We start from the raw sequence: 12,221 nt of genomic DNA, 5'->3' as shown, positions 1-12,221 counted from the left end.
TCTCCCCCCAGTTGTACCGCAGGCCCCACCGAGCACCCCGCCAGGGGCGCGGGGAACAGCGCGACACCGGCCCACCCCAGCGGAGCGTCTACGCGTCGACGGCGGCGCGCCACCGCGCCACCGCCCGCGAGGAGACCGGCCCCGACCATCCGTCGGGCCTGGCCGCCCCGCCGATATGGAACGCGTCGGCCCCCGCGGCCTTCAGCGGGGGCAGATGCTCCAGCCGCAGCCCGCCACCGATCAGCAGCTGCGGCTCATACCCGGGCTCCCCCCGCCGCGCCGCCTCGGCGGCCAGCGTCGGCAGGCCCTCGTCGACCCCGCCCGCGGCCCCCGCCGTGAGGTACGTGTCCAGGCCCGGCAGGTCCGCGAGCTGCTTGCGCAGGGCGTCACGGTCGGCGGCCCGGTCGATCGCCCGGTGGAAGGTCCAGCGGCAGCCGTCGATCGCGTCGACGAGCGTCTCGACCGCGGCGAGGTCGGGCCCGCCCGCCTCGTCGAGGAAGCCGAGCACGAACTCGTCGGCGCCCTCGCTCCTCAGCTCGCGCGCACGGCGTACGAGCGCCTCGACGTCACCGGCGGCGAACCCGTCGGCCAGCCGCAGCATGACGCGCAGCGAGATGTCGACACGGGCCCGGATCGCGGCGAAGGTCTCGCACGACGGCGTGAGGCCGTCCGCGGCCATGTCGGTCACCAGCTCCAGGCGGTCCGCACCGCCGGCCTGGGCGGCGGCGGCGTCCTCGGCGTCGAGGGCGATCACCTCCAGGACTGCACGCTTGCTCATGGCTGCCTCTTCCTTCCCACAGGTCTAGTCCAATTACCAGCCTACGCGCAGAACACCCCGGCGCGAGCCGAGTCGCCCGCACCGGGGTGGACCAATTGACCGCGGGGAGCGGTCAGGGTGTCAGGACAGCGGCTTGAACCCCCGCAGCCGCAGGCTGTTGCCGACCACGAAGACCGAGGAGAAAGCCATGGCGGCACCCGCGATCATCGGGTTGAGCAGGCCGGACGCGGCCAGCGGCAGCGCGCCCACGTTGTAGGCGAAGGCCCAGAACAGGTTCGACTTGATGGTGCCCAGGGTGCGGCGCGACAGCCTGATCGCGTCCGCCGCGGACCGCAGGTCCCCGCGGACGAGCGTCAGGTCGCCCGCCTCGATCGCGGCGTCCGTGCCCGTGCCCATCGCCAGGCCCAGGTCGGCCTGGGCGAGGGCCGCGGCGTCGTTCACGCCGTCGCCGACCATGGCGACCGAGCGGCCCTCGGCCTGCAGCCGCTTGACCACGTCGACCTTGTCCTGCGGCATGACCTCGGCGATGACGTGCTCCGGGGAGATGCCGACCTCCGCGGCCACCGACGCCGCGACCGCCTTGTTGTCGCCGGTCAGCAGGATCGGGGTCAGGCCGAGCGCGCGCAGCCGGGTGATCGCCTCGGCGCTGGTGTCCTTCACCGCGTCGGCGACCTCCAGGACCGCCCGCGCCTCGCCGTCCCAGGCGACCGCGATGGCCGTACGTCCGGCCGCCTCGGCCTCGGCCTTCGCCCGCTCCAGCGCCACCGGAAGGCGGATCTCCCACTCGGCGAGCAGTGCCTCGCGGCCGACGAGCACCGCGTGCCCTTCGACGATGCCCTGAACACCCAGGCCCGCGATGTTGGCGAAGTCCTCGGGGACGGGCAGCGTACCGACCTCGGCGGCCGCCCCGGCGGCGACGGCCTGGGCGATGGGGTGCTCCGAGGAGTGCTCCAGGGCGCCGGCCAGGCGCAGCACCTCGGCCTCGGTGGTGTTGTCGGCGGTGTGGGTGGCGAGCAGGGTCATCTTGCCGGTGGTGACGGTGCCCGTCTTGTCCAGGACGATGGTGTCGACCTTGCGGGTGGACTCCAGGACCTCCGGGCCCTTGATCAGGATGCCGAGCTGGGCGCCGCGGCCGGTGCCGACCATGAGGGCGGTCGGGGTGGCGAGGCCCAGGGCGCAGGGGCAGGCGATGATCAGGACGGCCACGGCCGCGGTGAAGGCGGCGGTGAGTCCGGCGCCGTTGCCGAGCCAGAAGCCGAGGGTGGCGAGCGCCAGGCCGATGACGACCGGCACGAAGACCGCGGAGATCCTGTCGGCGAGGCGCTGGGCCGCGGCCTTGCCGTTCTGCGCGTCCTCCACCAGCTTGGCCATGCGGGCGAGCTGGGTGTCGGCGCCGACGCGGGTGGCCTCGACGACGAGGCGTCCGCCGACGTTCAGGGTGGCGCCGGTGACGGAGTCGCCCTCGGCGACCTCGACGGGCACGGACTCGCCGGTGAGCATGGAGGCGTCCACGGCCGAGGCACCCTCGACGACCTTGCCGTCGGTGGCGATCTTCTCGCCGGGGCGGACCAGGAAACGGTCGCCGGTCTTCAAGTCGCCCACCGGGATGGTCTCTTCGCGTCCTCCGTCGCGCAGCACGGTGACGTCCTTGGCGCCGAGCTGGAGCAGCGCCTTCAGGGCGGCGCCCGCCTTCCTCTTGGAGCGGGCCTCGAAGTAGCGCCCGGCGAGGATGAAGGCGGTGACGCCGGCCGCGGCCTCCAGGTAGATGTTCCCCGCGCCGTCGCTCCTGGCGATGGTCAGCTCGAAGGGGTGGGTCATGCCGGGCGTCCCGGCGGTGCCGAGGAACAGCGCCCACAGCGACCAGAGGAACGCCGCCGAGGTGCCGACCGAGATCAGCGTGTCCATGGTGGCCGCGCCGTGCCGGGCGTTGGTGAAGGCCGCCTTGTGGAAGGGCCAGGCGGCGTAGGTCACGACGGGCGCGGCCAGGGTGAGGGAGAGCCACTGCCAGTACTCGAACTGCAGGGCGGGGACCATCGCCATGGCGATGACCGGTACGGAGAGCAGCACCGCGGTGATCAGCCGCTCGCGCAGCGGCCGCAGCGCGTCGTCGGCGCGCCGCTCCTCGCCGTCGTCCGACGACGCGCTCTCGTCCCGTACGGGCGTGGGCTCCTCGGCCGTGTACCCGGTGGCCTCGACGGTCGAGATCAGGTCCTGTACGGAGATGTCCTCGCCGCGGTAGCTGACCTTGGCCTTCTCGGTGGCGTAGTTGACGGTCGCCTCGACGCCGTCCATGCGGTTGAGCTTCTTCTCGATCCGGGCGGCGCACGAGGCGCAGGTCATGCCACCGATGGCGAGTTCCACTTCTGCGGTGGAAGCGGGGGAGGCCGCCTCGGGCGTGCCGGGAGTGGTGGTGGACATGTCTGCGGGCTCCTCGTGACGTGGGGGCGGGGTGGGCGGGCGGTCGGTGTCAGACGCGGCCGACGTAGTCGTAACCGGCGTCCTCGACGGTCTCGGCGATACGGGTGTCGTCGGGCTCGGCGGCGGTGGTGACCGTGACCAGGCCCTCCGGGACGCGCACCTGCACGGCGGTGACGAAGTCGAGGCCGCCGACGACGTCGGTGACGACTCCCTGGCAGTGCGCGCTGTGGACGCCGTCGACCTTGTACGTGGTGGTGATCGCGTCGGTGCTCATGGGTGCCTCCTGTGTGGAGCGGCGCGGGAACCGATACCCGGGCCGGGTATCGGCCTTACGAGGTCCATTTATACCCCCGGGGGGTACCAATCGCAAGAGCCGCCGCCGAGAAATCCGGGCTTGACTTGGTACCCCCAGGGGGTATCTTCGAATACATCGAGGCCGACCGACCGGAACAGCCGGCCGGGATCACTCAGGGAGCCGTCATGAACACCGGACTGAAGATCACCGCGTTCGCCGCCGCCGTCGCCGCGACCTTCGGCACCGCGTACGGAGTGGGCAAGGGCGTCGACCCCGTCACGGAAAGGGCGCCGGCGGCTCAGCACGGTGGACACGACGGCGAGCAGCAGGAGGGGAAGCAGATGAGCGGCAAGGATGAGGGCGAGGGACACGGGAAGCACGGCGACACCGCTCCCGGCGGCCTCCAGATCTCCGAGCGCGGCTACACGCTGGACCTCAAGACGGCGCGCGTCGACGCGGGCCGCAAGGAAGAGCTGCGCTTCAGCGTCGTCAAGGACTCCACGGGGCGGAACGTCACCGCGTACCAGAAGGAGCACGACAAGGAGCTGCACCTCATCGTCGCCTCACGCGACCTGACCACCTACCGCCATCTGCACCCCACCCGCGCGGCGGACGGCACCTGGTCGACCAAGGTCGAGCTGCCCCAGGCGGGCGGCTACCGCGTCTTCGCCGACTTCCGACCCAAGGGCGCGAAGGAGGGCCTGACGCTCGGCGCGGACCTCGCGGTGGCCGGCGAGGCCACGCCGAAGGAGCTGCCCGCGCACAGTACGACCGCGACGGTGGACGGCTACGACGTGACGCTGAAGGGCGAGCTGAAGACGGGCGCGGGCGGCGACCTCACCCTGAACGTGGCGAAGGACGGCGAGCCCGTCACCGACCTCCAGCCCTACCTGGGCGCCTACGGCCACCTGGTGGCCCTGCGCTCCGGGGACCTCGCCTACCTCCACGTCCACCCGAACGGCGCGCCCGGCGACGGGAAGACCGAGGCGGGTCCCGGCGTCTCCTTCATGGCGACGGCGCCGAGCGCGGGCGCGTACCGCCTGTTCCTGGACTTCAAGCACGAGGGCGAGGTCCGCACGGCGGCGTTCACGGTGCACGCGGGCGGCGGCGCGCGCGCGGAGAAGGGCGGCGGCCACCAGCACTGACCGCCGCCCCCTACCACGCGCCCACGCGTACCCCGAAGGTCAGTCGACCTCCGGGGTACGCGTGTTTCCCTTCGGTGCCACGGCCGCCAGCTCGGCCACGCTGCCGGACATGACGGCGCGTACATGCTTGGTCAGGTGCTCGACCGGCCAGTCCCACCAGGCCAGTTCGAGCAGCCGGGCGATGTCCTCGTCGTCGAAGCGGCGGCGGATGAGCCGGGCCGGGTTGCCGCCGACGATGCCGTAGTCCGGCACGTCGTCGACGACCACCGAACCGGACGCGATGACCGCGCCGTGCCCGATCCGGACGCCCGGCATGACCGTGGCGCGGTAACCGAACCAGACGTCGTGGCCGACGACGGTGTCACCGCGTCCCGGCAGCCCGGTGATCAGGTCGAAGTGCTCGCTCCACGACCCGCCCATGATCGGGAACGGGAACGTCGAGGCGCCGTCCATGCGGTGGTTGGCGCCGTTCATGATGAACCGCACGCCCTCGCCCAGCGCGCAGAACTTCCCGATGACCAGCCGCTCAGGCCCGTAGTGGTAGAGCACGTTGCGGGTCTCGAAGGCGGTCGGGTCGTCGGGGTCGTCGTAGTACGAGAAGTCGCCGACCTCGATCAGCGGCGACTTGACGAGCGGTTTGAGCAGCACCAGGCGCTCCTGGCCGGGCATGGGGTGGAGCACGTCCGGATCGGCGGGTACGCCGGGTTCATAAGCGGTCATCACCCCATGATCCCCGTCAGTCGAACAGCGCCAACTCCTTTTCCGTGGCGCCAGCCAGCTCGTACCGCGTCCCCGCCAGCTGCCGTCCCGCGCAGATCCGGATCAGGGTCGGCGCGTCGCCGATGTAGCGGGCCGGGGGCCGCCGGCCGTCCGTGGCGCCGAGGATCAGCGGCTCGTCCCACCCGTCCACGTCGGCGTGGACAGCGAGGCCGGGCGTCGCCGCGCTGAACTCGCCCCGGCTGAACTGCCCGAGGAGCGGCAGCGCGTCCGCGAGCCCCGCACCGCCGTACGCCTCCGGCTTCCCCCATGCCTCGCGCACGTCTCCGGCGTGCACCCACTCCCCCAGCGCGACGCCGTCGAGCATCCCCTTGGCCGCGGCCATGACGGGCCCCGCCTCGGTCATACCGCGCTCCAGCTCGTCCACGATGCGGGAGTTGGGCCAGTCGGCGCGCTCGGCGATGTCCTGGTCGTTGCTCTCGGCGCTGAACACGCCCTCGCCGAAGCGGCTCTCCACGACCCGCATCAGCGCGGATCCGCAGTGCGCGATCACATGCCGCACGGTCCAGCCGGGACAGCAGGTGCGGATCGCGTACGCCTCGTCGGGCGCGGACCTCAACAGCGGTATGAGGGCGTCGCGTTCGGTGCGCAGGAGCCGTCCGGCGCGCTCGGGTTCGTACGTCTCGTCAGGTGTGGTCGTCATGCCGAAAGCCAACCGTTCGAACGCACACATGGCAACGGGCGGACTGGAGTCACCCAGCCCGCCTGTCGCTGTTGGAGCCTGTCCGGCGATCGACTAGGCGTCCACCGAGACCTTCTCCTTCGCCGCCGCGGACTCCCCCCGCATCACCAGCAGGGTGACAAGCCCGCCCACCCCCGCGATGGCCGCCGCGCCAGTGAAGGCGGCACTGAACCCGTCCGTCAGCACGGGGAGGTTCCCCAGCTCGCCCGCACCCCGCGAGGTGGCCAGCGCGGTGAGCGCCGCGAGGCCGAGCGCCGAGCCGACCTGGTAGGTGGTGTTGACGATGCCGGAGGCGAGACCGGCCTGCTCCTGCGGGGCACCCGCCATCGCGGCCATCATCGCCGGGATGTACGCGAGGGACATGCCGAGCGCGGCGACCAGCGAGGCGGGCAGCACGTCGATCACGAACGAGCCGGTCGGGCCGACCTGTGACAGCCACAGCAGGCCGAGGGCGAGGACGAGCAGCCCGCTGCCGATCAGGGACTTGGCCCCGAAGCGGCCGAGGAGGCGGGCGGTGACGGCGGTCATGAAGACCATCAGCAGACCGGTCATCGGCAGCAGCGCCGCGCCACTCGCGAACGCCCCGTACCCCATGACCTGCTGGAGGTAGAGGTTGAGGAAGTACCACATGGGGATCCAGGCGGCGCCGAGCAGCGTCATCGCGAGGTTGGCGGAGCCGAGCCGCGGCACCCGCCACACCTTCAGCGGCATGAGCGGCTCACGGACGGTCTTCTGCACGACGAGGAAGAGGGCCAGCAGGGCGGCGGCGCCGGCCAGTTGGAGCACGGTCCCCGTCGAGCCCCACCCGGCCTCCGGCGCGCGGACCACGGCGAACACCGCGAGCGCGAGCCCGGCGGTCACGGAGACCGCGCCGAGGACGTCGACCGAGCCGCGCTTGCCCGCGACGGCGGGCAGGAGGCGGGTCGCGGCGAGCGTGGCGACGCCGATCGGGACGTAGATGATGAAGACCCAGGGCCAGCTCAGCCACTCGGTGAAGACACCGCCGAGGAAGACGCCGGCCGTGCCGCCCGCGGGGGCCGCGGCGCCGTAGAGGGCCATGGCCTTGCCGAGCTCCTTCGGGTCGTGCCCGAAGAGCATCATGAGCAGGGTCATGGCGGCGGGCGCGATCAGCGCGCCGCCGACGCCCTGCACGGCGCGCCCGACGACCTCGACGGTCGCGGTCTGCGCGGCGGCGGCGAGGACGGACCCGGCGATCAGGACGACCCAGCCGGAGACGAAGACCTTCCGCGCCCCGAGCAGGTCGGAGAGGCGCCCGCCGAGGAGCAGCAGCCCGCCGAAGGCGATGACGTACGCGTTGAAGACCCACTGCAGCTCGCCCTGCGAGAAGCCCAGGTCTTTCTGCATCTCGGGGAGCGCGACCCCGATGATCGAGGTGTCCATGATGACCATGAACTGCGCGGTGGCGAGCACGAGCAGCGCCCACCAGCGCATGGGATTGACGGATTGCATGGCGAGTCCCCTCCAAAACCGACACGGCACGGGTTGCCCCGGGTCGCCCTATACCCCCAAGGGGTACCGGACACCGAGGAAGCTACCTTACCCCAGGGGGGTATACAAGACCCCAAGGGATACGCTCGTCCCATGGCCGACGACGAGAACCACGAGCCGCTGCGGGAGCGCTGGCTCAGGACGCTGCTGCGCGCACGGGACACCGACGAGTGCGTCCACGACCCGTACCGGTTCGCCGACAACCTGCTCGCCCGCTGGGCCGAGCCGCAGCGCCGCTACCACACCACCGCCCACCTGACGGCGGTCCTCGACCACATCGACGTACTCGAAGACCACGCCGAGGACCCCGAGCTGGTCCGCCTCGCGGCCTGGTTCCACGACGCGGTGTACGCGCCCGACCGCTCCGAGAACGAGGAGCGCTCGGCCCGCCTCGCCGAGCGCGCCCTCCCCGAAGCGGGCCTGTCGGCGGCGCGGACCTCCGAGGTGGCCCGCCTCGTCCGCCTGACCGTCACCCACGACCCCGCCGACGGCGACCACAACGGCGAGGCGCTGTGCGACGCCGACCTGGCGATCCTCGCGGCGGCCCCGGACGCGTACGCCGCCTACGCGGCGGCCGTCCGCGAGGAGTACGGATTCGTGCCGGACGAGGCGTTCCGCGCGGGCAGAGCGGCGGTACTGCGCCAACTCCTCGCCCTGCCACGCCTGTTCAGGACCCCGCACGGAGCGGCCGTCTGGGAGTCCCCGGCGCGCGAGAACCTGGCGACGGAGCTGGCCCTGCTCGACCCGTAAACCCAGGTGCCCGCCGCCCCGCCCTCCCGTACGCTCCGCGCATGCTGCTCATGGGTGGGGACAGGATCGACGAGGCCGTCGCGCACGCGGCGCGAGTGCTGCGGGCCACGGCGGAGGGGAACTGGGAGGTCAAGGCGGGTGGGCTCGACTGGAGCTGCCTGACGACGGCGGAACACATCGTGTGCGACCTCGTCGCGTACGCGGGACAGCTGACGGGCCGGGCCACCGACTCCTGGGTCCCCTTCGAGGCCGCGCTCGACGAGGGCACGGGTCCCGAAGGCGCGATCCGGGCGATCGAGGCGAGTGGCGGCCTACTCGCGGCGGTGATCCGCACGACGCCCCGCGGCGTCCGCGGCTTCCACCCCTACCCGCACGGCAGCGCGGACGCGGCCGGCTTCGCCGCGATGGGCGTCACCGAGATCCTCCTCCATACGTACGACATCGCTCAGGCGCTCGGCGTCGACGCGGAGCCGCCCGCCGAACTCTGCGAGGCGGTGCTCGCCCACCTCTTCCCGCATGTGCCGCCCGCCGGAGGCACGCCGTGGCAGGTCCTGCTGTGGTCCACGGGCCGCGGCAGCCTGCCGGGGCGCGAGCCGCTGACGCACTGGCGCTGGCACAACTCCCCCTCCCTGCCCGCCGGGCCGGCGCTCGCGCTGCGCGAGGTGTCCCCCGCGGCGGCCGCCGACCTCGCCGCGGGCGGCACGGGCGGGCTGACCTGGATCGAGGGCGGCCCCTTCGGCGGGACGCGGGGCGCCGCCGGCAGGACGGCGAAGGCGTACGCCGCCGGGGTGCACCGGCCCGAGTGGGGCATGTACGTGCTGGTCCGCACCGAGGACGAGCTGGCCGTCGGCGCCATGGGGTTCCATGGGCCGCCGGACGACGAGGGATGCGTGGAGGTCGGTTACGACCTGGCGGAGGCGGCGCGGGGTCGCGGCTATGCCGCGACGGCGCTACGGGCCCTCGCCGAGTGGGCCCTCGCCCGGCCCGAGGTCACATCGGTCCTCGGCCTGGTGGACCCGTCGAACGCACCGTCACAGGCGGTGCTCGGCCGGGCCGGGTTCGAGCGGTTGGAGGACCGGGGAAACGCCCTCGCGTACGGACTGCGCCGGACCTGAGCGGTTGTCTGGGCCCCTCTGTGGGTGTAGCCGGCTTACCGTCTGCCCAGTGCCAGGCGGACCGGGTCCCTCGTGCCCGCGCCTTCCGCGAAGGCTGCCATGTAGGCCCGGTCGCCCAGGGCGTGGCGTACCTGGTGTTCGGCTTTCAGGTGGGCGTCGTGGAGCGGCTTGAGGCCCGTGAGGGCGACGCCCGTCGTCCGTAGGAGTCGGCATGCCGCTCCCATCAGGCGAGCCGCGTGGCCGTGGTTTCCCGTGGCGGCGGCGGTCCAGGCCATGGCCTCCACGCCCCACACGGGGCCCCAGCGGTCGCCGATGCCCCGCTGCCGGCGCAGCGAGTCGCGGAAGAGGCCCACCGCTCGGTGGGGGTCGCCGTGCCGCAGCTCCGCGAGCCCCATGCCCCACAGGGCCCACGAGTGTGCCCAGCCCGCGCCGTACGCGTCGGCCTCCGTCACGTACGCCCGTCCGGCGGCCAGCGCCGGTTCCCGCTCGCCGAGGAAGCCCAGCGCCATGGCCCAGAGCATGGTGGCCATGTGCGCGTCGCCCACCTGCCCGCCCGCCCGGAAGCGTTCCCTGGCGCGGGCGAGGAGCGCGACGGAGTCGGCGTCGCCGCGGACGAGGAAGGCGAAGGCGCCCTCCATGTACGCCAGTACGGCCGGGCTCACGCCGCCCTCCACGGCCCCGCCGAGCCGCACGGCCTCCGCCAGGAGACGTTCGGCGGCGGGCTGGTCCCCCTGGCACAGCGCGATCCAGGCGGCGAGCGCGAGACCGCAGGTCCGCAGCGGGACGGGGGCGTCGGGGGTGAGTTCCAGCGCCCGGGTCAGCCAGTGCCGGCCCTCGCCGAGCGAGCTGCTGAAGAACCAGTACCGGGTGCGGGTGAGGTTCGCGGCGATCTCCAGCCCGGACGCGGCGTCGCCCTCACCCGAGACGCTGAAGTCGAGGGCGGCCCGGAGGTTCGGCGACTCCAGCCGCAGCCGTGACAGCCACGCCACCTCGCCGGGCCCGCACCACTGCGCGGCGGCCGTCGCGGCCATGCCCCCGTAATACGCGCAGTGCCGCCGCCGCAACGGCACCTGCCGCCCCGTCTCCGGGAGCCGCCCCTGCCCGTACTGCCGCAGGGTCTCCAGCATGCGGTACCGGGCGGGCGACCCGGTGGTGTCCACGGTGAGCACCGACTTGTGCACGAGGGCGGCCAGCACGTCCACGACGTCTTCCCGCGCCGGCCCGCCCACGACGACGCCTCCGGCGGGAGGACCGTCCTTGCGGGCGGGCTCGACCCAGGAGGCGCCCCCACAGGATGCGCCCTCATGCCCGAAGTCCCGGCAGGAGACGGTCTCGTCGCCCGGCTCGTCCGGGCACACCGCTTCCGCCGCCGCCAGGTCGAAGCCGCCGGAGAAGACCGAGACGCCCGCCCACAGTCTCCGCTCCCGCTCGTCGCACAGGTCGTGGCTCCAGTCGACGACGCCACGCAGGGTGCGCTGGTGCCGGGGCCCGGTGCGCGCCCCGGTGTCGGACAGGAGGCGGAACCGGTCGTCGAGGCGTTCGAGGATCTCCTCGGCGGAGAGCGTGCCGAGGCGGACGGCGGCCAGTTCGATGGCCAGGGGGATGCCGTCGAGGCGGCGGCAGAGGCGGCCCACCGCCTCCTGGTTGCGCGCGGTGATCCGGAAGTGCGGGGCGCACGCCTCGGCACGGTCGGCGAGCAGCCGCACCGCCTCACAGCGCGTCAACGCCGGTGCGGCGCCCCGGCCCTGGGGGACGGCCAGGGGCGGTACGGGCAGCAGATACTCCCCGGGGCCGCGCAGCCCCTGGCGGCTCGTGGCCAGCACGCGCAGGCCCGGGGCCGCGCTCAGCAGGGTGCCCAGGAGGTGGGCGGCCTCCTCGGCGACGTGCTCGCAGTTGTCGAGGACCAGCAGCAGCTGCCGTTCCCTCAGGTGCTCGACCAGTACTTCCGTACCGGGGCGCATGGAGTGGTCGGGGAGGCCGAGCGCCTCGGCGACCGCGCGGTCCAGGAGCCGCGGCTCGGTCAGCGGCGCGAGGTCGGCGAGCCAGGCGCCGTGCGGGAACGCCCAGGCCGTGTCGACGGCCTCGACCGCCTCGGCGGCCGCACGCAGCGCCAGCCGTGTCTTGCCGACCCCGCCCGGCCCGGTCAGCGTGACGAGACGGGCGCTCTCCAGCAGCTTCCGCGTCTTGCGGAGCATGGCCTCGCGGCCTACGAACGTCGTCGTCTCGGCAGGGAGATTGCCCTTCGCCCGCAGGCCCTCCAGCGACACCGACGTCACCGATGACACCGACGACACCGTGATCGCCGGTGCGGTCATGGCGGGGTCGGCGGTGAGGATCTGCTGGTGGAGCCGGCGCAGCTCGGCGCCCGGGTCGACGCCCAGCTCATCAGCGAGCAGCGCGCTGACGGTGCTGTAGCAGTCCAGGGCCTCGCCCTGGCGGCCCGAGCAGTAGAGCGCCAGCATGCGCTGCGCCCAGAAGCGCTCCTGCAGCGGATGCGCGGCGGTCAGCTCGCGCAGGCGCGGCAGCGCGTCCGCATGCCGCCCGAGCCGGAACTCGGCGTCGGTGCGCAGCTCCAGCGCGCTCAGCCGGCGTTCGTTCAGCGCGGGGACGACCTCCAGGCGCAGCCGCTCCGACGGTACGTCCGACAGCGGCTCCCCGCGCCACAGCGCCAGCGCCCGGCCGAGCAGCGCCGAGGCCCGCTCGGCCGCCTGCGCGGCGGCGGCGGCGCGGGCGCGGTCGGCCAGGGCGTCGA

General features: G+C 73.3%; 10 protein-coding genes. 3 read left to right on the top strand and 7 right to left on the bottom strand.

The annotated features are described in order from the left end of the window. Nucleotides 1-88: 88 nt before the first annotated feature. The 3 genes from ACWDZ7_RS28170 to ACWDZ7_RS28160 form a co-directional block, all read right to left on the bottom strand. A complete protein-coding gene (locus tag ACWDZ7_RS28170) occupies nt 89-778 on the bottom strand; it encodes a copper homeostasis protein CutC (protein WP_451800780.1) in 690 nt (229 codons plus the stop codon). Nucleotides 779-898: 120 nt separating this feature from the next. Continuing rightward, nucleotides 899-3,196, bottom strand: a complete 2,298-nt coding sequence (locus tag ACWDZ7_RS28165) for a heavy metal translocating P-type ATPase (RefSeq protein WP_451800778.1) — start codon at nt 3,194-3,196, stop codon at nt 899-901. A 49-nt stretch (nt 3,197-3,245) separates the two neighbouring features. After that, nucleotides 3,246-3,470 (bottom strand): heavy-metal-associated domain-containing protein, encoded by a 225-nt coding sequence (locus tag ACWDZ7_RS28160; RefSeq protein WP_451800776.1) that lies wholly within the window; start codon nt 3,468-3,470, stop codon nt 3,246-3,248. A 206-nt stretch (nt 3,471-3,676) separates the two neighbouring features. Between ACWDZ7_RS28160 and ACWDZ7_RS28155 the strand changes: the two genes are divergently transcribed. Further along, the gene (locus ACWDZ7_RS28155; RefSeq protein WP_451800774.1) at nt 3,677-4,636 is read left to right on the top strand and encodes a hypothetical protein; all 960 of its coding nucleotides are present in this window, start codon (nt 3,677-3,679) and stop codon (nt 4,634-4,636) included. Nucleotides 4,637-4,675: 39 nt separating this feature from the next. Here ACWDZ7_RS28155 and ACWDZ7_RS28150 read toward each other — a convergent pair whose 3' ends face one another. The 3 genes from ACWDZ7_RS28150 to ACWDZ7_RS28140 all read right to left on the bottom strand — a co-directional run bounded on the left by ACWDZ7_RS28150 (nt 4,676) and on the right by ACWDZ7_RS28140 (nt 7,565). Continuing rightward, nucleotides 4,676-5,356 (bottom strand): CatB-related O-acetyltransferase, encoded by a 681-nt coding sequence (locus tag ACWDZ7_RS28150; RefSeq protein ID WP_451800773.1) that lies wholly within the window; start codon nt 5,354-5,356, stop codon nt 4,676-4,678. Nucleotides 5,357-5,372: 16 nt separating this feature from the next. Further along, complete coding sequence (locus ACWDZ7_RS28145; protein WP_451800772.1) at nt 5,373-6,056, bottom strand: maleylpyruvate isomerase family mycothiol-dependent enzyme; 684 nt, start codon at nt 6,054-6,056, stop codon at nt 5,373-5,375. Nucleotides 6,057-6,149: 93 nt separating this feature from the next. Next, on the bottom strand, nt 6,150-7,565 hold the full coding sequence (locus tag ACWDZ7_RS28140; protein WP_451800770.1) for an MFS transporter: 1,416 nt from the start codon (nt 7,563-7,565) through the stop codon (nt 6,150-6,152). 132 nt (nt 7,566-7,697) lie between these two features. Between ACWDZ7_RS28140 and ACWDZ7_RS28135 the strand changes: the two genes are divergently transcribed. Together ACWDZ7_RS28135 and ACWDZ7_RS28130 are read left to right on the top strand one after the other, a co-directional pair. Next, the gene (locus ACWDZ7_RS28135; RefSeq protein ID WP_451800769.1) at nt 7,698-8,354 is read left to right on the top strand and encodes an HD domain-containing protein; all 657 of its coding nucleotides are present in this window, start codon (nt 7,698-7,700) and stop codon (nt 8,352-8,354) included. A gap of 41 nt (nt 8,355-8,395) precedes the next feature. Further along, complete coding sequence (locus tag ACWDZ7_RS28130) at nt 8,396-9,469, top strand: GNAT family N-acetyltransferase (RefSeq protein ID WP_451800767.1); 1,074 nt, start codon at nt 8,396-8,398, stop codon at nt 9,467-9,469. 35 nt (nt 9,470-9,504) lie between these two features. Here the strand turns inward: ACWDZ7_RS28130 and ACWDZ7_RS28125 are convergent. Continuing rightward, nucleotides 9,505-12,221, bottom strand: a 2,717-nt coding sequence (locus tag ACWDZ7_RS28125; RefSeq protein ID WP_451800766.1) for an ATP-binding protein, incomplete at its 5' end; no start/stop codon positions are given.

Source organism: Streptomyces sp. NPDC003032 (genome assembly GCF_053591415.1).
This window is presented reverse-complemented; position numbering and strand designations above follow the sequence as displayed.

Excerpts from the sequence above, each read along its gene's own strand:
- ACWDZ7_RS28150 (WP_451800773.1), bottom strand. The coding sequence starts at position 5,356 with ATGACCGCTTATGAACCCGGCGTACCCGCCGATCCGGACGTGCTCCAC.
- ACWDZ7_RS28145 (WP_451800772.1), bottom strand. The coding sequence starts at position 6,056 with ATGACGACCACACCTGACGAGACGTACGAACCCGAGCGCGCCGGACGG.
- ACWDZ7_RS28155 (WP_451800774.1), top strand. The coding sequence starts at position 3,677 with ATGAACACCGGACTGAAGATCACCGCGTTCGCCGCCGCCGTCGCCGCG.
- ACWDZ7_RS28135 (WP_451800769.1), top strand. The coding sequence starts at position 7,698 with ATGGCCGACGACGAGAACCACGAGCCGCTGCGGGAGCGCTGGCTCAGG.
- ACWDZ7_RS28170 (WP_451800780.1), bottom strand. The coding sequence starts at position 778 with ATGAGCAAGCGTGCAGTCCTGGAGGTGATCGCCCTCGACGCCGAGGAC.
- ACWDZ7_RS28140 (WP_451800770.1), bottom strand. The coding sequence starts at position 7,565 with ATGCAATCCGTCAATCCCATGCGCTGGTGGGCGCTGCTCGTGCTCGCC.
- ACWDZ7_RS28130 (WP_451800767.1), top strand. The coding sequence starts at position 8,396 with ATGCTGCTCATGGGTGGGGACAGGATCGACGAGGCCGTCGCGCACGCG.
- ACWDZ7_RS28165 (WP_451800778.1), bottom strand. The coding sequence starts at position 3,196 with ATGTCCACCACCACTCCCGGCACGCCCGAGGCGGCCTCCCCCGCTTCC.
- ACWDZ7_RS28160 (WP_451800776.1), bottom strand. The coding sequence starts at position 3,470 with ATGAGCACCGACGCGATCACCACCACGTACAAGGTCGACGGCGTCCAC.